General features: G+C 27.9%; 20 protein-coding genes. All 20 read left to right on the top strand.

Going from position 1 to position 18,359, the window contains the following annotated elements; translation table 11 throughout:
- The first annotated feature begins 29 nt into the window (after positions 1 to 29).
- The 20 genes from CRV01_RS03325 (at position 30) to CRV01_RS03420 (ending at position 18,353) form a co-directional block, all read left to right on the top strand.
- A complete protein-coding gene (locus CRV01_RS03325) occupies positions 30 to 359 on the top strand; it encodes a hypothetical protein (protein WP_129006829.1) in 330 nt (109 codons plus the stop codon).
- A 10-nt stretch (positions 360 to 369) separates the two neighbouring features.
- Entirely contained in the window at positions 370 to 2,367 is a 1,998-nt protein-coding gene (locus CRV01_RS03330) for a tetratricopeptide repeat protein (protein WP_129006830.1), read from the top strand.
- Positions 2,368 to 2,465: 98 nt separating this feature from the next.
- The gene (locus CRV01_RS03335; protein WP_129006831.1) at positions 2,466 to 2,786 is read left to right on the top strand and encodes a flagellin; all 321 of its coding nucleotides are present in this window, start codon (positions 2,466 to 2,468) and stop codon (positions 2,784 to 2,786) included.
- Positions 2,787 to 2,801: 15 nt separating this feature from the next.
- On the top strand, positions 2,802 to 3,713 hold the full coding sequence (locus CRV01_RS03340) for a FliM/FliN family flagellar motor switch protein (RefSeq protein ID WP_129006832.1): 912 nt from the start codon (positions 2,802 to 2,804) through the stop codon (positions 3,711 to 3,713).
- 3 nt (positions 3,714 to 3,716) lie between these two features.
- Positions 3,717 to 4,475, top strand: coding sequence for a motility protein A (locus tag CRV01_RS03345; RefSeq protein ID WP_129006833.1), 759 nt, complete (start codon positions 3,717 to 3,719; stop codon positions 4,473 to 4,475).
- 5 nt (positions 4,476 to 4,480) lie between these two features.
- Positions 4,481 to 5,254, top strand: coding sequence for a flagellar motor protein MotB (locus tag CRV01_RS03350; RefSeq protein ID WP_129006834.1), 774 nt, complete (start codon positions 4,481 to 4,483; stop codon positions 5,252 to 5,254).
- A 2-nt stretch (positions 5,255 to 5,256) separates the two neighbouring features.
- Complete coding sequence (locus CRV01_RS03355) at positions 5,257 to 5,559, top strand: rod-binding protein (RefSeq protein WP_129006835.1); 303 nt, start codon at positions 5,257 to 5,259, stop codon at positions 5,557 to 5,559.
- Between the two features lie 10 nt (positions 5,560 to 5,569).
- Positions 5,570 to 5,947, top strand: a complete 378-nt coding sequence (locus CRV01_RS03360; protein ID WP_129006836.1) for a hypothetical protein — start codon at positions 5,570 to 5,572, stop codon at positions 5,945 to 5,947.
- Entirely contained in the window at positions 5,934 to 6,335 is a 402-nt protein-coding gene (locus CRV01_RS03365; protein ID WP_129006837.1) for a hypothetical protein, read from the top strand. The genes CRV01_RS03360 and CRV01_RS03365 overlap by 14 nt, the downstream gene beginning before the upstream one ends.
- Positions 6,332 to 7,495: a flagellar biosynthesis protein FlhF gene (gene flhF / locus CRV01_RS03370; RefSeq protein WP_129006838.1), complete on the top strand. Its 1,164-nt coding sequence runs from the start codon at positions 6,332 to 6,334 to the stop codon at positions 7,493 to 7,495. The genes CRV01_RS03365 and flhF overlap by 4 nt, the downstream gene beginning before the upstream one ends.
- 1 nt (position 7,496) lies before the next feature.
- Positions 7,497 to 8,312: an AAA family ATPase gene (locus tag CRV01_RS03375; protein ID WP_129006839.1), complete on the top strand. Its 816-nt coding sequence runs from the start codon at positions 7,497 to 7,499 to the stop codon at positions 8,310 to 8,312.
- A 59-nt stretch (positions 8,313 to 8,371) separates the two neighbouring features.
- The gene (locus tag CRV01_RS03380; RefSeq protein WP_129006840.1) at positions 8,372 to 8,704 is read left to right on the top strand and encodes a hypothetical protein; all 333 of its coding nucleotides are present in this window, start codon (positions 8,372 to 8,374) and stop codon (positions 8,702 to 8,704) included.
- Positions 8,705 to 8,714: 10 nt separating this feature from the next.
- Positions 8,715 to 9,017: a flagellar hook-basal body complex protein FliE gene (fliE, locus tag CRV01_RS03385; protein WP_129006841.1), complete on the top strand. Its 303-nt coding sequence runs from the start codon at positions 8,715 to 8,717 to the stop codon at positions 9,015 to 9,017.
- A 12-nt stretch (positions 9,018 to 9,029) separates the two neighbouring features.
- Complete coding sequence (gene flgC, locus CRV01_RS03390) at positions 9,030 to 9,500, top strand: flagellar basal body rod protein FlgC (protein ID WP_129006842.1); 471 nt, start codon at positions 9,030 to 9,032, stop codon at positions 9,498 to 9,500.
- Between the two features lie 3 nt (positions 9,501 to 9,503).
- Positions 9,504 to 11,873: a flagellar hook-length control protein FliK gene (locus tag CRV01_RS03395; protein ID WP_129006843.1), complete on the top strand. Its 2,370-nt coding sequence runs from the start codon at positions 9,504 to 9,506 to the stop codon at positions 11,871 to 11,873.
- Positions 11,874 to 12,626, top strand: a complete 753-nt coding sequence (locus tag CRV01_RS03400; RefSeq protein ID WP_129006844.1) for a flagellar biosynthetic protein FliR — start codon at positions 11,874 to 11,876, stop codon at positions 12,624 to 12,626.
- A 5-nt stretch (positions 12,627 to 12,631) separates the two neighbouring features.
- Positions 12,632 to 13,684, top strand: a complete 1,053-nt coding sequence (gene flhB / locus CRV01_RS03405; protein WP_129006845.1) for a flagellar biosynthesis protein FlhB — start codon at positions 12,632 to 12,634, stop codon at positions 13,682 to 13,684.
- A gap of 3 nt (positions 13,685 to 13,687) precedes the next feature.
- On the top strand, positions 13,688 to 15,682 hold the full coding sequence (locus CRV01_RS03410) for a lipopolysaccharide assembly protein LapB (RefSeq protein ID WP_129006846.1): 1,995 nt from the start codon (positions 13,688 to 13,690) through the stop codon (positions 15,680 to 15,682).
- Positions 15,683 to 15,684: 2 nt separating this feature from the next.
- A complete protein-coding gene (gene fliI / locus CRV01_RS03415) occupies positions 15,685 to 16,989 on the top strand; it encodes a flagellar protein export ATPase FliI (RefSeq protein WP_129006847.1) in 1,305 nt (434 codons plus the stop codon).
- A complete protein-coding gene (locus CRV01_RS03420) occupies positions 16,986 to 18,353 on the top strand; it encodes a flagellar hook-associated protein 3 (protein ID WP_129006848.1) in 1,368 nt (455 codons plus the stop codon). The genes fliI and CRV01_RS03420 overlap by 4 nt, the downstream gene beginning before the upstream one ends.
- The last annotated feature ends 6 nt before the right edge of the window (positions 18,354 to 18,359 follow it).

The following is an 18,359-nucleotide window of genomic DNA, read 5'->3' on the forward strand; positions in this document are numbered from 1 at the left end:
AGCCTTCTTAATGAATTAAAGAGGGGAATTTGGATAATTTTTTATTAATTACAATAATAGGAGTTTTACTTTTATACTTTTTTTCTAGTACAAATGTTCATAAATCTTTATATAGAAAAGTAAATGAAGAAAAAAATATGGTAGAAGAAGAAAACAAACGTTTACAAGATATAATTGATAGATATGAAAAACAAGTAAAAGTAAGTTCAGGTACTTTAAAAAACTCTCAAGACTCTTTACAAGTTGCAAGGGATGATCTACAAAAATTAAGGCTTGAAAATACTGAATTAAAGCATCAAGTTGAAATCTTAGAAAAAAGAACAGAAGAACTTTATGCTCAAGTAAATACTATGGTTTAGGAAAACTTTTTTGAAAAAGATATATAGTTTATTATTTATTATACTTATTGTGCCAATTGTAGCTTTTTCAAATGAGGGTAAAATTGATTCCCAACCAGAAATACTTTTTAAATATGATAAATTAAAAAAAGATCAAGAAAAATTTAGATTACAAGTAGAGTTCAATAAAGCTATTTTATTACTTGAAAAAGGTGAATATAAAAAAGCAATTGAAAGCTTTAAAGTTACTTCCGACTTATTAAAAGTTCCATCTTTTCTAAATATAGGAATTGCATATTACAAGCTAGGACAAATAGATAATGCTTTACTTTATTTAAATAATATTTATGACTATAAAGAGGCAATTTACTCAGATACTTATTCTTATATCTCTGCTAGTTATTATTTGTACTTAATAAAAAAAGAGAGAGAATACCTAGAAACCATTGTTAATATTACAAAAAAATTTAAAAATTTAACTGAGCATTCAAAAAGATTGGTTGTAGATACTTTTATTTTATTAAAAAATTATGAGTTGGCTTTAAAGATATTAGAAACTATGGATTTTCCAATGAATATGAAAAAAGCTTTACTTTATTTGAAATTAAAAGACTATATTAAAGCAGAAACACATTTGCAAAGAGCAAAAGAAGAAACCTTTAATCAAGATAGAATTAATTTAATTATTTGGCTAATGATTTATAGAGATTTAAAAGCAAATGATGTTCAGAAGTTATTAGATAGATTAAAAGAGTTAGAAAAAGTAAAAGATAATTTTAAAGTAAATCAAGAGTACCCTTTAAAAATATTTTTTAATAAAGCAAAATATACACCAAAAGAGTATCTAACTTTTGTAACAAAGTTTGACAAAGATAGAAAAATTGATTTCTTATTTTATTTTGCACCATTTGTATTTTCTGATAAGCAAGAAATTCTTTATGATATTTCAAAAGGATTTATTTTTAATAGTGAGCAAAATGTAGAAAGTTTAGAAGAAATGGTTAAGTTTAATGCTAAATTTATTGATGTAATAAAAGAAGACCCAATTATTAGGGTAAATAAAATGTTATCATTTTTAAAAGAAGACTCTAATTCTTATATTTACTATAATTTAGCTCTTTGTTATGCACAAATTAGTGATTTTCACAATGCATATAAGTATTTTTCAAAAGCATATAAGTTGAATCCAGGAAATAAATTATATGCGGTAATGACTTTAATTAGTGCAGATAAAATAAACCGAGCTATAAAAGATAAAGAATACATTATTCAAAATATAAAATCAAAGAATGGAATGTATAAATATTTTGGGCAAACTATATATAAAGAGTATGTAGATCAAAAGTTTAGTGTAGTTTTTGATCCTTTATCATATAGTGAAACAATTTTTTATAAGGCTTTAGATTATTTAGATAAATTAGCACAAAATAAAATTACCTTAGAGCATCCATTATTTGTGGAACATTACAAAGATCCATTAGTTTATTTAATGATGTCAACAATTAGACGAGATGGGGAAAATGATTATAATTATTTTGCAAGACTTCAAGATAAAACTCCTTTAAGTATTAATAATAACTTTTTAGAAGGACCTTTAGTTATTACTAAATATTACATAGATTTATTAAAAGCAATTGGGCTTTTTCAAAAAGCTGATCTATCTTTAAGTATAGATGAAAGCCCATCGTACTTGAGAACAAAAGCTTTAAGAGAGTTACATAATAGTAATCCTAAAAAGAGTTTGAAAATTTTACAAAATCTTCAAAAAAAGTATAAACTAGAAGATAAATATACTATGTATTTAATAGTAGCTGCACAATTAGAAGACAAAAAATACAATGAAGCATTACTTCAAATATCTTTAATTAAAGCAATTTTAAAAGATCCTGGTGCAGACTTTTTAACAGGGGTACAATTAATACAAGACCTAAAGTTAAATAGTGCATCACAATATTTCACTCAACCTTATAAAGACTCTTTTATTGATTTTAAACTTCTTAACTTTGATTCACTTTTAGAGTCAATGTAAAAATAATATAATTCCCCTCGTTTTTTTAGTAATATTCATCTATTTTAATATTTTTTTGATATAATAAATGTAATTCTGTACTTTTCAAGGAGGTTCTTATGGAACTAGGAAGAATTGCTGAAATTGATAATGCACAAGTTAACCATACAGAAAAGATTAAAACTGTACAAGAAGTTGATGAAAAGCATAAGTCTATTCAGGATGACCAGTACAAAAAAGTACAAGGTTCATTACATGAAACAGAAAAAAATGAAGTTATACTAGATAATGTGAAATTCGGTTATAACAAACAATCTCAGGACTTTTTTGTAAAGGTTACAAGGGGTGATGCTGAGTATAAGTATCCTACTGAGGATATGATGAGAATAAAGGCTCATATGCTTGAGTCTATAAACGAAGAAGAAAAAAAGAATATATAATCAAAGGGTTTATTTTTGGCGTCTGATTTATCAAGTTTTTTAAAAGATGAACTAGCTAATACTTTAGAGCAATTATTGTCTAAAAGCACAACTGTTGATTCAGTATCACCATTGGATGTTAATAGTTTAGATGATTCTCAATGTATTGAGGTATCGGTTAAGTTTGAGTTTTCATCAATTAGTTCAACTTGGAAGTTTTATATACCTTCTCTTACTGCAACTAAATTTGAGTACTTTATGCTTGGTGGAATGGGTGACTTAAAAGAGCATATTGATGATGAAATTGCAGATGCAGTAAATGAAATAATTTCTAATGTATGTGGTAGTTTATGTACTTCTGTAAATGCACAAGGTTTTCCTGATGTATCTTCAATTAAATCTGAAGTTTTAGATTTTTCAATAAAATCATGTTCAGATATTGAAGATAATGACAGAACTTATAATTTAGATTTAGCATTAGATGGTGAGAAATTACCAATTTATTTATCTTTAGACGAAATAATTTTGCCTTATTTATCATCAATAACTGGATATGATGACTCTTCTAACCATGAAGTAGTAACAGCTCCACAAAATGCATCTAGTAGTTCAAGTGTAGCTTCTACTCAACCTGCTATGAGTCCTAGTGTAAGTGCAATAAGTTCTTTATTATCAGAGGATTCAGCTGAAAACTTACAAATTTTATTTAATATCAAACTAAAATTAAGTGTAAGACTTGGAACTAAAAATTTCTTATTAAAAGATATTTTAAGATGGGATATTGGTGAAATTATTGAGTTAGAACAAATGGTAAATGAGCCTTTAGATATTTTAGTAAATGGCGTTAAAATTGGTGAAGGTGAAGCTGTTATTGTTGAAGGTAAATTTGGTCTAAAAATAAAAAATATTGGCGATGGTTCAACAAAACTAAGTCAAATAGGAATATAACATATGGATAAGAGTACTGCAGGTGGATTGGCTGGTGGTTGGGCCTTAGTTTCCCTGGCCATTATATTAGGTGGAGTTGGTTTTGGACCTTATTTGGATGTACCTTCTGTAATTATTGTTATTGGTGGAACTTTATCAGTAACTGCTGGGCAGTTTGAGGCAAGTGATTTAAAAAGAATTGTACCTTCACTAAAAGTAGCTTTTAATGAAGTTAAAGTTGAATCTTTACCTGAATTAATTGAAAAAATCACTTTTTATGCTACTGAGATCAAAAAGCATGGTGTGATGCATATTGAACAAAAAGTTTTAGAAGAAGATAATCCTTTTTTTAAAGAAGCTTTCCAATTATTAGTTGATGGTACAAAAGCAGAAACTTTAACTCCTTTATTAGAAACAAAACTAGAATATATGGAAAAAAGACATACTACTATGCATAAAGTATTTGCAAATATTGGTGGAACATCTGGTTCTATGGGTATGATTGGTACTTTAGTTGGACTTGTTGCAATGCTTGCAAACTTATCTGATCCAGCATCAGTTGGTCCTGCTATGGCAGTAGCTTTACTTACTACAATGTATGGAGCTTTAATTGGTACATTATTTGCAGGCTTAATTGAGAGTAAATTATCGCAAAAACATGCAAAAGAAGTTGAGTCTTGTGAAGTAATCATTTTAGGTGCAAGTATGATTGCAGCGGAAGAATCAATAGGTAATATTAAAATGCAACTAAATGCAATCTTAGTTGATGATGGAGAAGAGTAAAATCCATGGCAAATAAAAAGTGTCCAGAATGTCCTAAATGCTTACCAGGTTGGCTTGTTCAATTTGGTGACTTAATGTCATTACTTTTAACTTTCTTTATTTTACTTTTATCTATGGCAGTAATGGATAAGAAAAAAGTAGAAGAATATTTTGATATTATGAAAAAAGCAATGGGCTTTATAGATGCTTCAACTGATATTCAAACTCAGTCGGAAAAACATTCAACAGAAACAAGTAACTCTTCAAATGATGATACTGATTCAAATGATGAATCTATGGAAGAAAGTATGCAAGAAGTTACAGAACTTGTAAATCAAATGAATGATATAAGTACAATAGAAACAGAGCAGATTCAACTTGAAAAGGGACAAAACGAATTTACTTTAGATATTCCATCTACTATTATGTTTGAAGAAGGGGAATATAATATTACTAATCCTAATTCAAAAAGATTCATTGCAAAAGTTGCAAGAGTTATAAGAACGATGCCTCAAGCTTTTAATATTGAGATTATAGGTCATACAGCAACAAATGGTTTTAAAGATGATAAAATTCCTAGAGATAATTGGGATTTATCAGCTTTAAGATCAATTTCTGTGGTTAAAGAGCTTATAAAAAATAGAATTGACCCAAGCTCATTAAAAGTATCAGCATACTCTTCATATCATCCTAAGAGTGAATTAGCCTCAGATAATAGAAGAGTTGAGATGAAATTCTTTGCAGACAATACTAATGATGATATATTATCTGAAGAGAGTTTCTTTGATAGATTGGAGTAAAAATGGATATAAATACTAATTACGTAGATATTAATACAATAAAAAAGAACCCATCAGATAATTATAAAAATCTTGATTCGTCAAAATTAGAAGATGATGGCTTAAGAAAAGTTAGTAATGACTTTGAGGCTTTTTTTATGAAGCAATTATTAGATATATCTTTAAAAGATAGTACTTTTGCAGGTGAAGGAAGTGGTTCAGATATTATTAAAGGTATGTACACTGATACTATTTCAAGACAGTCAGCAGGTACCTTAGGAATAAGTGATATGTTATACAATTTTTTAAGTGAAAGAAAAAAATGAAGGTTTTAATATGGTTAACTCAATTATAGATGAAATGTTACTTTTAATAAGAAAAATGGAAGACTATATTGCCCAAGATATTGAAGATATTAAAAAAGCAAAACATGAAGAACTTCTTACTAGAAATAGTGAAAAAGAAGAGATGATTGAGAAAATAACATCATACAAACAAGATTTAAATAATGCCTTAGTAGAAGAGATGGAAAAAGGTGTTGATGTTAATATTTATAGGGAAAAAGTTGATAGTTTAGAAGAGGAACTTAAAACACTTTATGAAGCAAATAGAAAGTTAGCATTAATAGTAAAACCAATACAACAAATGTATAAAGATATCGTTGATGAGCTAACTGAATTAAACGGAGGACAAATGTTCGATGTTAAGGCTTAGTGCTCTTTTATTTTTAGTATCAATTCTTACAACTAAATTATTTGCAATAAATGTAATAATAGCAAAAGAGGATATCCATTTTAATAAGTTCATTACATTAGAAATGATTACAATGGGTAAAGTGCAAAGTGTTAAAAGACATTGTGTGCCTTCAACTATAGATGATTTTAGAACAAAAAAAGTACAAGCAACTCATTATATGAAAAAGGGATATGTGATTTGCAAAGATGACATAAAAGAGTTTAATCAAAAATCTGTATTATTTGACTTTGGAGCAATAGAAATAGAGAAGAATGGTAGAATAATATTTGAAAATGATGAATATATAAGAATTAAAAAGAGTAATGGTGATATTGAAAAAATTTATAAAGATGGAAGAATAAAATGAATATGCTTTCATTTTTAGGTGAGACTCCTACTGCTGCACTTAAAAACGCCCAAGCTGAATGTGGTGAAGAGGCAATTGTAATTTCTACTAAAAAAATATCTAGTGCAAAAGATGGAAATAAAGATATGTATGAAGTTATTGTTGCATTAGAAGACGATGATAATAAAGAGATAAAACATACAAAAAAAATCTCAACATCAGTTTCTTCTGTAGCCGATGACAGAAAAGATAAAAGATTTGAAGCAAAGGTTTATGATTTTAAAGAAGAGATTCTTAAGATGCAAGATGCAATTATGCAAGTACAAAAATCTCTTTGGAATCCTAAAAGTCAGCTATATGATTTAACTATACCTTTAGAATTTGTAGATATGTATAATCTTTTTGAGCAAAATGAGTTTGATCAAGAGATGACATATACAATTATGAAAAAGACTATTAAGCAGCTACCTGTTGCTTTAAAAAATAACCCTAAAAAAGTAAATGACTTTTTCAAATTAGTTCTTAGAAGAATAATTCCAATAAAACAAGAAATACCATTAAGAAAACACCAAAGAAAAATAGTAATGATGGTTGGACCAACGGGAGTTGGTAAGACAACTACAATTGCAAAGTTAGCTGCAAGATATGCTTATAAACTAGGACAAAATTACAAAGTTGGAATTGTTACTTTAGACTCATTTAGAGTAGGAGCTATAGAGCAACTTCAAGCATATACAAATATTATGAGACTTCCTTTAGAAGTAGCTAAAAAACCTGAAGATCTAGTTGAGGCATTACTTAGATTAAAAGATTGTAATTACATTTTTATAGATACCGCTGGTTCTAGTCAATATGATGTTGATAAGATTGAAATGATAAATGAATATCAAGAAAAAGTTCATGAATTACCTATAGAAAAAGTATTGGTGCTTCCTGCAAATGTAAAACATAGTGATTTAGTAGATATTTATACTAATTATTCAAGACTTAATATTGATTATTTAACTTTTACAAAGTTAGATGAAACTAGAAGTTTTGGAAATCTTATCTCTTTTGCACATAAAACAAAAAAATCAATTACTTATTTTTCAATTGGGCAAAATGTTCCTGATGATTTAATTGTTTCTGATTCCTCTTACTTAATTGATTGTTTTATGAATAATGCTTGCTCAAGGAGATAGCTTGTTTAATTCTATCTCAGCACAAGCTAGTAAGCTTGTAAATTTAACTAAAAGTACTTCTGCTGTATCCAAAACAAAACTACTTACAATCACATCAGGAAAAGGTGGTGTTGGAAAATCAACACTTACTGCAAACATGGCATATTTATTGGCTAGAAGAGGCTTTAAAGTAGCTGTAATTGATGCAGACATTGGACTAGCAAATATGCAAGTTCTTTTTGATATAAAGCCACGATATTCATTATTTGATTATATTGAAGGAAGAAATACAATAGAAGAAGTGATATCAAAAACTTCATATGAAAATATCTCTTTAATTGCAGGGAAAAGTGGATATCAGTATTCTAGTTTAAAAGCTTCATTTATCTTAACAAGAATAGTAACAGATGTAAAATCTTTAAACAGTTTTGATTATATAATTATTGATACAGGCGCTGGATTAAATGAATATGTACAAGAGTTTTTATCTATTTCTGATAATATCTTAGCTTTAACAACAACAGATCCTTCTGCTTTAACAGATGTTTATGCATTGATAAAAATGCTAGCAAAAGATAAAGAAAAACTATTGATATGTTTTAATCATACTAAAAATTATAATATTGGTGAGACAATTTCTAAATCTTTAGTAAATTTAGCTAAAAAAAATAGGTTAAATTCAAATTTTATGGTAAAATATATAGGTAATGTGTCGACATCTACAAATATTTCAACAACATCAAGATTAAGAAAGTTATTTGTTCAAGAGTTTACAAATGATGAAATAACTTTGCAATTACAAAAAATAATCGACATTTTACTAAAAGAGATTAAGTAAATAGGGTAGTTTGTGCTAATAAATAAGCATTTGGTATTTTTTATATTAGTAGGAAAAATATGGTTGTAGAAAGATTTTCTCAAAATCTTATAAATAGTGGAATATTTAAACTGTACATAGCTACAGGATTTTTTGCAACACTAATTTTCTTCGTAATAAATGCTGATTTATTTACACCAATGGAAATGATTTTTGGAATAATGGGTGTAACTATTGTTTTAAAAGGTGTCACTAACATGATGCTATCATTAATTATTTTACTTTTTAACTTAGATAATAAAAGAGAAGAGTTAAAGCATAAGTACAATGAAGACAAGATTGATGCTATGTTAGCTGAATTAAGTGTTCAAGATGCTCAAGAAAAAGTAGATAAACAAACTTCAAATAAATAAGGAGAAGTAGATGAATATTAATTCTATTACTGATTCAATTGGATCAATTACTTCGAAACAAACTAATCAAGTAAATCAAAGTCAACAATCAGATTTAAGTTTTAAAGATATGCTTAAAGATGCAGTTAATGATGTAAATGATACACAAGTACAAGGTTATAATGCAATGGAAGGTATAGCAACAGGTAAAGTTAAAAACCTTCAAGAAGCTGTACAAAAAATTGAAGAAGCAGAGCTTTCTCTAAAACTAGGGCTTGAAGTGAAGAATAAAGCAATTAGTGCTTATAGAGAAATTATGAAGATGCCAGTTTAATAGGAGTTTATTATGGGTTTTTTTGATGGATATGATATTGCTGTTTCTGGTATGAGTGCACAACGAACAAGAGTTAATGTTACAAGTGCAAATATTGCAAATGCTAAAACTACGCATACTGAAGATGGTGGACCTTACAAGAGACAAAGTGTTGCCTTTCATGAAGTACTATTAAAACAAAACGAAAAAGCAACAAATGATATTAATTCAGACTTTAATAAAAAAGATGGTGATAAAGATCAATTATCTTTAAGAGGAGTAGGAGTAAAATCAATAGTAGAAGATGATTCTGATCCTGTTATGAGATATGAACCATCACACCCTGATGCAAATGATGAAGGTTATGTTGCTTATCCAAATATTAATCCTGTTATTGAAATGATTAATTTATTGGAAGCTAGACGTTCTTATGAAGCAAATGTAACAGCATTTACAACTCATAAGAATATTGATGTGAGAACATTAGATATCTTAAAAGCATAATAAATGAGTGAAGAAGTAAAATTTTTAAATCTTAGTAAAACTACTCAAGACACAAAAACTACTAGTACTAAAGCTATTACTGAGTCAAAGAAAGAAGGTAAATCTTTATTTGATACAATGGTAGATAGTTCAGCTAAGAAAATTAAAACTTCTTCAGAAGAAAAAACTACAGAATCTAAAACTTTAGATTCTAAAAATACTGAAACTTCAAAAGAAGAAGTTAAAGAAAAAACCTCAAAAGAGACTGACACTAATAATTTAAAAAAAGAGTCTTCAAGTAATAAAACTGAAGATAATACTGAACAAAATAGTGAAAATAAAAAAAATCAAAAACAAAATATTAAAGAAGAAAATACAGAAAATCAAAAAGATACGAATAAACCTTCAACATCAAAAACTAGCGGTTCTTTATTAGATAGATTAGTTTTAGAAGCAAATAAAAAGATTAAAAAGAATGATTTAGAAAAAAATGGTGATAAAACTTTAAAAAACCAAGACTCTAAAGAAGTATCACAAAAGCAAAACTCATTATTTGAAGAAGTTGTAAAAGAAAATAAAAAAACAGATAAAAAAAGTCAAACAGAAGAAATTGACAAAGATAATAAAAAGAGTTTAGAGTCAAAAGAAAAAGTAAGTAAAGATTCAGAAACAAATGTAGAAAACAAGAGTGATAAAACAGATAAAAAAGCAAAAGTTACTGATGAAAAAGTAAGTGATGAGAAAGTAAAACAAACTCAACCTTCTTTGATGGATGAATTAATTAATAAAGCAAAAAAAGAGATAGATGGTAAAGAAAAATCTTCTACAAAAGAAAATAAAAAAGAGATAAAAGATTCTTCAGAAAAAGTAATTAAAAATGATAAAGATATCTCTACTTCAAAGATAGAAAATAAAGTTGAATTAAAAGAAAATCTTAAAAATGAAGAAAATGAAGAAAACACTGCAAAAGATAAAACAAAAGTAGAAAAAAATAGTGATTTAAAAGAGAGTTCAAAAGAGCTTAGTATCGCAAAAAATGTAGATGAAACTTTGGATGAGTCAAAAACAGAGACTAAAAATATAAATGAAGTTGCAAAAAAAGAGGAAAATAAAAGTTCTGAAATAAAAGAAGAAAAAACAAATAAAACTTCTATAGAAACAAAAGATACAAATAAAAAAGAAGCAGAAAAAGTCGTTAGTTCTGATAGTTCAAAAAAACAAGTTGATGATCTAAATGAAGAATCAAAGACTAAAACAAATAATACAAAAGAAGCTGTACTAAAAGAAGAAAAAACTGTTTCTTCTGAGAATATTAATAAAAAAACTGAAACAAATACTTCTACCTCGGAAGTTAAAAAAGAATCAGGTAATTTAAAAGATCTTGATAAAGAAGCTATTGTTAAAGATGAAGAGAAAGTAGATGTTAAAAAAGATTCTTTAAAAGAATCGACACAAGATAATACAAAAGAGACAAAACCTAAGTCTTTAATGGATCAACTTTTAAAGGCAAATCAGCCTAAAACTGTCTCAAGTGATGCTGTAGAAACTATAAATTCTAAAATTACTAAAAATAATGATTTAGTTACAAATATTTATTTAGGTTCACAAAAAAACTCAATTTATAATAAGATGCTTTCTAATAAAAGTGAAGCTGTAAAAATTGTAAAAGAGGGTAAAAGCACTGATGATATAAAAAAAGGTGCTGAGAAACTAGAGTTAAATCCTAAAGATTTATCTGTTTCAAAAGAAGATGCAAAAGTAGTAGAAACGAAACATGAATTAAACAAACAAACAGAACAAAAGGTTCAAAGAGATAGCATTGATAGAATGCTTTTAGACCAAAACAGTAAAAAAAGTTCAATTAAAAATGAAACAGTTTCTAAAGCAAGTAACTCTTCTAATCAAGAAACAACTGTTAATTTAACAGTATCACCAAATGCAACTTTAACTATACAAAATAGAATTATTGGTGCACATCAACAAATGTCATCAATGATGTCTGATATTGCAAGAAATATGTATGAGAATTATAAGCCACCTGTCACTGCATTTAGAATTAATTTATTCCCAGCACAATTAGGTCAAATTGCAATTTTAATGAAAAGTGATAGAGATAGTGGAATTAGTATTTCTATGAATATGACAAACTCTTCAACATTAGATGCTGTTGTAGAAAATCAAGGTTCACTAAGAGAAGCTATTAATAGAAACTTCAATAATCAAACAGATGTAAATTTTGAGTTTGGTATGCAAGGTGGAGAACAAGGTAATTCTTCTTCTGGAAATAACAATGAAGAACAACATCAAGAATCACAACAGCAACACTCTTCATCTGATATTTTAGATGCAGTTAATGAAAATAAAAATGTTGCAGATGACTTAAATTATATGTAAATGGAACAACTTTTATCCTTTTTAAATGAAGAGCTACTTTTTAGCTCTTTACTTCTTTTTGCAAGAATCTTAGCTTTTGTTGCTTTTATGCCTCCAGTTTTTGATCACAACTCTGTAAATCCTACAGTAAGAGTTTCTATAGCTTTTTATTTAACAATTTTTTTATATCCACTAATAGAAGTAAAAGGTAATTTTACCCAAGAAGCTTTTATTTTATCATTGATATCTGAAATAACATTAGGTCTTGTAGCTTCTTTCTTTTTGCATGTTATTTTTGCAGCTGTAAGAATTATTGGTGAGTTTGTTGAGTATGCAACTGCATTATCAATGGCAAGTATGTTTGATGCATCAAGTGGAACTAATACAGGTCTTGTAAATAGACTTTTATATTTAATAGCTTTGATGGTTTTCTTCCAAACTGGTATGTATGAAATAACTATAATAATGCTTGTAAAGAGTTTTTCTATGGTTCACTTAGGGATGTTTAATGTTTTTTCATATGATGGAATACAAATTGCAATAGATGAAATACAAAGAATGTTTGCTTTTGCATTCTCTTTTGCCTTACCTCTATTTTTTATTGGGTTTATATTGGATATATATTATGGGTATGGAACTAAATCAATGCCAGCTTTTTCTCCTTTTGTAATTACTTTTCAGCTAAAGTTTGCATTAATATTTATATTTTTGATTTTAGGTATGGAAGTTTTTACAGAAAATTTAACAGATTATATGATAACTAAGTTTGAGTAGATAATATGGCAGACGAAGAAGAAAAAACCGAAGAACCCACCCAGAAAAAAATAGATGATGCCAAAGAAAAAGGTAATGTTCCTAAATCAATGGAAGTTACAGGGGCAGCAGTACTACTTTTTGGTTCAGTTTATTTATTATTCTTTTCTGGTTTTACCTTTGAATCAATAAAAAAGTTAATGTTGTTTTCTTATGGTTTCATGGGTCAAGAAATGAATTCTACAGTATTTTATTCAATAGTATATACTTTTGTTATGACAGCTGTGAAGGCACTTTTACCACTTTTTGCATTAGTTGTTTTATTAGCATTGGTAACAAATTGGAGTCAATTTGGTTTTATCATAACTCCTTTAAAAATTGACCTTCAAAAGTTGGATCCAATCAAAGGTTTAAAAAATGTATTTGCATTAAAAAAAGGCTTAGAAGCATTAAAGTTATCTCTTAAATTAACAATTATTATTATCGTGATGTTTATAGTTTTAGCTTTAACCCATAAAGCCTTCCTAGCTATGATGGATAAAGAGTTTTATGCGACATTCAATACTATTATAAATCTGATTATATATTTTTTAGCAGCAATTCTTCTAATTATAATAATTTTTGCTATAATAGACTTCTTTTTTACTAGACATTATTATTTTAAATCTTTAAAAATGAGTAAACAAGAAATTAAAGATGAATTTAAAAATATGGAGGGTGACCCTCAAGTAAAAGGACGAATTCGTAAGATACAAATGCAAATGCATCAAAAAAGAATGATGAATGATGTTCCTGATGCAGACGTTGTAATTACAAATCCAAGTCATTATGCAGTAGCGTTAAGATATGATAACACTAGAGATAATGCACCTAAAGTAGTAGCAAAAGGTATTGATTTTATTGCTTTAAAAATTAAAGATGTTGCAAGAGAAAATGATGTTCCTATTATAGAAAATCCTGCTCTTGCAAGATCTTTATTTTCTCAGATTGAAGTTGATCAAGAGATACCAGCAGAGTTTTATAAAGCCTTGGCTGAAATATTCTCTTATGTATTTGAATTGAAAAAAAAGAAAAGGTAGTTTTTGAAGTTTTTTATATTTTTTATATTGATATTTACTTTTTCATTTGCAAAAAAAGATTTTTATTATGGATTTATTGACTCTACAGGAGAGCAAATATCACAAAAAAGAATTCAAGAAATAGATGATGGATTTTCAACAATTAAAAATGCAAGGCAACTTTCAAAAGAGGGTAGAGTTGATGAAGCATATTCTCAAGTAACTGCTTTAAAAGAACAAAATAAAGTTGAAATCTTATATTCAGATATTATTATTTTATATTCAGAATTAGCAATTAAAAAGAAATCAAAAAGAATTATAATTGATGCAGCAGCTGAACTTGAAAAAGCTATAAATGACTCAAAAATTCATGAAAATGATTTATCTCGTGCTTACATGATTTTAGTTGAACTAAAACTTAATCTTAATAAATCAGAAGAGGCCAAATATTTTGCTAATATTATTATAAATAACTTCGATAATGAAGTTATAAATGCTTATGGAAAAATTTACCTTGCAAAGGTTTATAAACATCAGCGAAATTATGACATGGCTATTAAAATTTTGTATGAAGTTTTAACAAAAACTACTGACCTTTTAGTTGCTACGTTAGTTGCAGATGAATTATTTGATGTATATATTTTGAATGACCAGAAAAAAGAGGCATATGAGCTTATTTCTAAAGTATTAGAAAAAAATATGGATTATTATGCGAAAGACTCTTTTTTAGCATTGGAAAAGGTTAATAGATTATTAAAAGCAGATATGCCTGAGTTTGCAGTAAAAATTTTAGAAGAGTTATTAAATAGAACAGATAAGCCAGCATCAATAGAAGACTTTAAGTTTAAATTAGCAGAAATATATATGAAAATGTACGATGGGACAGACAAATATTTAGTAAAAGCAAGAGAACTTTATAAAGATATTTTAAATGATTTTGCAGGTGGAATATACGCAGAAAAAGCAAAAATGTATATAGATGAAATCTTAATGAGACAAGGAATCTTAGAACCAGCAGCAGTTTCTGCAAAATATCCAGAATCTGAAGCCATGCAACAAAAAGTGTTAGTGCAAGAATTATTAAATCATAAAAGACAAGAAAAATATGATTTGATTTTAAAATCAAAAAGAATTTACAAAAAAATCTCAAACACTATTGCACAAAGATTTGGTTATGAATCAGTAGAAAAAATTTTTGATGAAGTAACTATTGATATGATTAAAAAATATTTAGCAACGGGAAAATGTTTTTTATTAAATGAGACTTTAAATAGTGCAAGAACAGAAACCTTTCAAACACTTATTGAAGATGAAACAACAAAAGATAAGTTTTTTGAGTGCTTAGTTGAGGTTCCATCAGAAAAAGCCTACAATTTATTAAAAGATACTTTTAGTACAAGTAGAGATGCAACCTTATATCTATATTTAGAAAGAATGGCACTAGCATTACAAAACTTTACAGATGCAAAAAGTTTTTCTGCCAAGATTGATATGGTTGATGATAGAAAAGTTTTAGAAAAGGAGTTTTTATATAGATTTTTAATTAAAAATACTGTTGGGGACTCTATTTCAATGGATAAATTTTTTAACTATGCCCATAGAAATCAACAATTTATAAAAGCTAATACCAATAATCCTATGATTATTGATTTTTATTACTACTACTATCTTTATTTGATGAAAAGAGATTTAAAAAATGAGGCGAAAGATATTTTAAATAAATTATATCAAAAACAAAAAGAGAACAATGCTTATGTGTATTCTCCTTTTGTAGAGTTGGAATTAGCAAAAATAGCTCAAACTAATAATAAAAATGAAGAAGCATTAAAGTTACTTTTAGATGCCCTAGATTACTCTAGAAAAATAAGTCCAAATGACTTAGCACAGGTTTATTATGAGTTAATAATTCTTTATGAAGAGTTTAATAACAACATAAAAAAAGATGAATTTATAAACAAATGTAAATCAATCGAAGGAACTAAAGATAGTTTATATAAAAAAATGTGTGATGAGATGTAAGTATGGATATTGACTCATTATTAAATAGCATTGACTCAACAGAACTTTCTATACCTTTTGGAAGAATTAAACATATCTCTTCAACAACAATAAAAGCTTCTGGAATTGAAGTTGCTGTAGGTGATATTGTAAGGATTGAGTCCCAACAACATATTTATACTGTTTTAGGAATGGTTGCCTCAATTGAATCAAATGTTTTTACAATTGTACCTTTTTCATTTATTGATGGATTTAGAATACATGATAAGGTTTTTTTACAAAAAGATGGATTATCTGTTGAAACGGGATATGGTCTTTTAGGAAGAGTAGTAAATGCTTTAGGGGAACCTATTGATGAAAAAGGGAAAATTAAAGATCTAGCAGAGAGTTCTGCTATTAATAAAGTTTCAATGTCTCCACTTGAAAGAGGAGTTATTGATGAGAGGTTTTCCACTGGAGTTAAAGCAATTGATTCAATGCTAACAGCAGGAAAAGGTCAAAAAGTAGGTATCTTTGCAGGTTCTGGAGTTGGTAAATCAACTTTAATGGGAATGATTGTTAAAGGTTGTGAAGCTCAGATAAAAGTTGTTGCCCTTATTGGGGAAAGGGGTCGTGAGATTCCAGAATTCATTCATTATAATCTTAACAATAATCTAGAAAATACAATTATTGTTGCAGCAACTTCTGATGAGTCTGCATTAATGCGTAAATATGGAGCCTTTACTGCAATGGCAATTGCAGAATTCTTTAGAGATAAAGGGCATGATGTACTTTTAATGATGGATTCTGTTACAAGGTTTGCAATGGCACAAAGAGAGATAGGACTTAGTACAGGAGAACCACCTGTAAGTAGAGGATACCCACCATCTGTATTTGCATTATTACCTCAATTAATGGAGCGAGCAGGTAATAACACAAAGGGTTCTATTACTGCCTTTTTTACAGTTTTAGTTGATGGGGATGATATGAATGACCCAATTGCAGATCAAAGTAGGTCAATTTTGGATGGACATATAGTTTTAACAAGGGAATTAACAGAACAAGGGTTTTATCCTCCTATAAATCTTCTTAAATCTGCTTCAAGGGTTATGGACAAAGTTGTAAATGATGAACACTATAATTACTTTTTAAAGCTAAAAAGGGTATTATCATTAATAAAAGAGAATGAAGTTTTAGTTCGTGTGGGTGCTTATAAACCTGGAATGGACAAAGAGCTAGATGATGCCTTAGCTAGAAAAGAGAAAATTAGAACTTTCTTGACACAAGGCATGAAAGAACAGTATAATTTTAATGAAATAGTAGCGAAGTTCAAGGAGGTATTCCAATGATTAGGTCAACTTCAGAAACGTTATTTAGATTACATAATTTAAATAAAGAACAACAAAGAGTAACTTATCAAACAAGTTCAACTAAAATACTACAACATGGTAGTGATGATGCAAATTTATTTTCTAGGGATGTTTATCTAGATGATAAAATTAATGTATATGAAGGGATAAAGCTACAAATAGAAAAAACAACTGCTCAAAATAATGTAGCTGATTCTACTTTAAAAGAAATAAAAGAGCTTTTAGATTACGTAAAACAAGAAGTAACTAAAGCAAAGAATGGAACAGTAGATGATGAAGCAAGAGAAGCTATTGCTGTTAACTTAAGAGGAGTAAAAGAGAATCTTTTTATGCTTGCCAATGAACAAGTAGAAGGAGAATACCTTTATGCTGGTTCAAATTCAATGAAAGAACCTTTTTCAATGGATGCCTCAGGGAAAATTACTTTTGAAGGTGATGGTTTTTTAAGAAAAGTTGCAGTAGAAGATGGTTCTTATAGAGAAAAAGGTATTACTGGCTTTGAAACTTTTATGTATAATTCAGAAGTTGGCTATAAAGGTGATACTTTAGAATTTAGTAAAAGTGATAGAATTATCGATGAAGGAAGATTTGAATGGAAATTAGAGGGAGCTTCACCTGCAATATCTGCTGAATCTTCTACAACTACATTAAGTTTTAGTGCTGAAACTCCATTAATTGATGAAAATGGTAAAGTATGGCAACTTAATGATAGTGCTAATGCTTTAGTTGATGATATGGGAAATACTGTAAGTCTTAAATCTGCTGATTCTTCAACTAATACATTTGTTGTTGATATGTCTAATTTTAATATGACACCAGCTAATGCAGAAGCTCCTGCACAATTTAGTAAGACACAATTAGTAAAATACAATGAAGAGGGAAATGCTACAAATGAAATACTTCAAGTAAAAATAGGTGAAAATAAAGATTTTCAAGTTGATTTACCTGATGTAGATGGAACGAAATTTGAAGCAAAAGGTAATACTTTTGATGTTATTGATAATATCATTAATGCCTTAGAACTTAAAGATTCAAATGGAAATGCCATTAGTAAAGATGAAGCTAAAGATGCTCTTTCTGATGGGTTAGAAGATATTTTAGAAGCATATGAAGCAGCAAATACAGGACATGCAAAACTTGGTGGGAGAAATAAAGTATTTGAGATTTCTTTAGATAGAATAGAATCTAAAATAAATCAATATCAAATTATGTCTCATGAAGTAGGTGCTGCTGATTTAACAAAACTAGCAGTAGAAGCCAAGGCATTAGAAGTAACATTTACTGCATTATATTCAACAATTAGTAAGATGCATGAATTAACATTAGTTAATTTTGTTAGATAATTGAAG

The organism is Arcobacter sp. CECT 8983 (assembly GCF_004118855.1).
In the GTDB taxonomy this organism is placed as follows: Bacteria; Campylobacterota; Campylobacteria; order Campylobacterales; family Arcobacteraceae; genus Halarcobacter.

Excerpts from the sequence above, each read along its gene's own strand:
- CRV01_RS03395 (WP_129006843.1), top strand. The coding sequence starts at position 9,504 with ATGAGTGAAGAAGTAAAATTTTTAAATCTTAGTAAAACTACTCAAGAC.
- CRV01_RS03420 (WP_129006848.1), top strand. The coding sequence starts at position 16,986 with ATGATTAGGTCAACTTCAGAAACGTTATTTAGATTACATAATTTAAAT.
- fliI (WP_129006847.1), top strand. The coding sequence starts at position 15,685 with ATGGATATTGACTCATTATTAAATAGCATTGACTCAACAGAACTTTCT.
- CRV01_RS03380 (WP_129006840.1), top strand. The coding sequence starts at position 8,372 with ATGGTTGTAGAAAGATTTTCTCAAAATCTTATAAATAGTGGAATATTT.
- CRV01_RS03350 (WP_129006834.1), top strand. The coding sequence starts at position 4,481 with ATGGCAAATAAAAAGTGTCCAGAATGTCCTAAATGCTTACCAGGTTGG.
- CRV01_RS03365 (WP_129006837.1), top strand. The coding sequence starts at position 5,934 with ATGTTAAGGCTTAGTGCTCTTTTATTTTTAGTATCAATTCTTACAACT.
- CRV01_RS03355 (WP_129006835.1), top strand. The coding sequence starts at position 5,257 with ATGGATATAAATACTAATTACGTAGATATTAATACAATAAAAAAGAAC.
- CRV01_RS03400 (WP_129006844.1), top strand. The coding sequence starts at position 11,874 with ATGGAACAACTTTTATCCTTTTTAAATGAAGAGCTACTTTTTAGCTCT.
- fliE (WP_129006841.1), top strand. The coding sequence starts at position 8,715 with ATGAATATTAATTCTATTACTGATTCAATTGGATCAATTACTTCGAAA.
- flhB (WP_129006845.1), top strand. The coding sequence starts at position 12,632 with ATGGCAGACGAAGAAGAAAAAACCGAAGAACCCACCCAGAAAAAAATA.
- CRV01_RS03345 (WP_129006833.1), top strand. The coding sequence starts at position 3,717 with ATGGATAAGAGTACTGCAGGTGGATTGGCTGGTGGTTGGGCCTTAGTT.
- CRV01_RS03360 (WP_129006836.1), top strand. The coding sequence starts at position 5,570 with ATGGTTAACTCAATTATAGATGAAATGTTACTTTTAATAAGAAAAATG.
- CRV01_RS03335 (WP_129006831.1), top strand. The coding sequence starts at position 2,466 with ATGGAACTAGGAAGAATTGCTGAAATTGATAATGCACAAGTTAACCAT.
- flhF (WP_129006838.1), top strand. The coding sequence starts at position 6,332 with ATGAATATGCTTTCATTTTTAGGTGAGACTCCTACTGCTGCACTTAAA.
- flgC (WP_129006842.1), top strand. The coding sequence starts at position 9,030 with ATGGGTTTTTTTGATGGATATGATATTGCTGTTTCTGGTATGAGTGCA.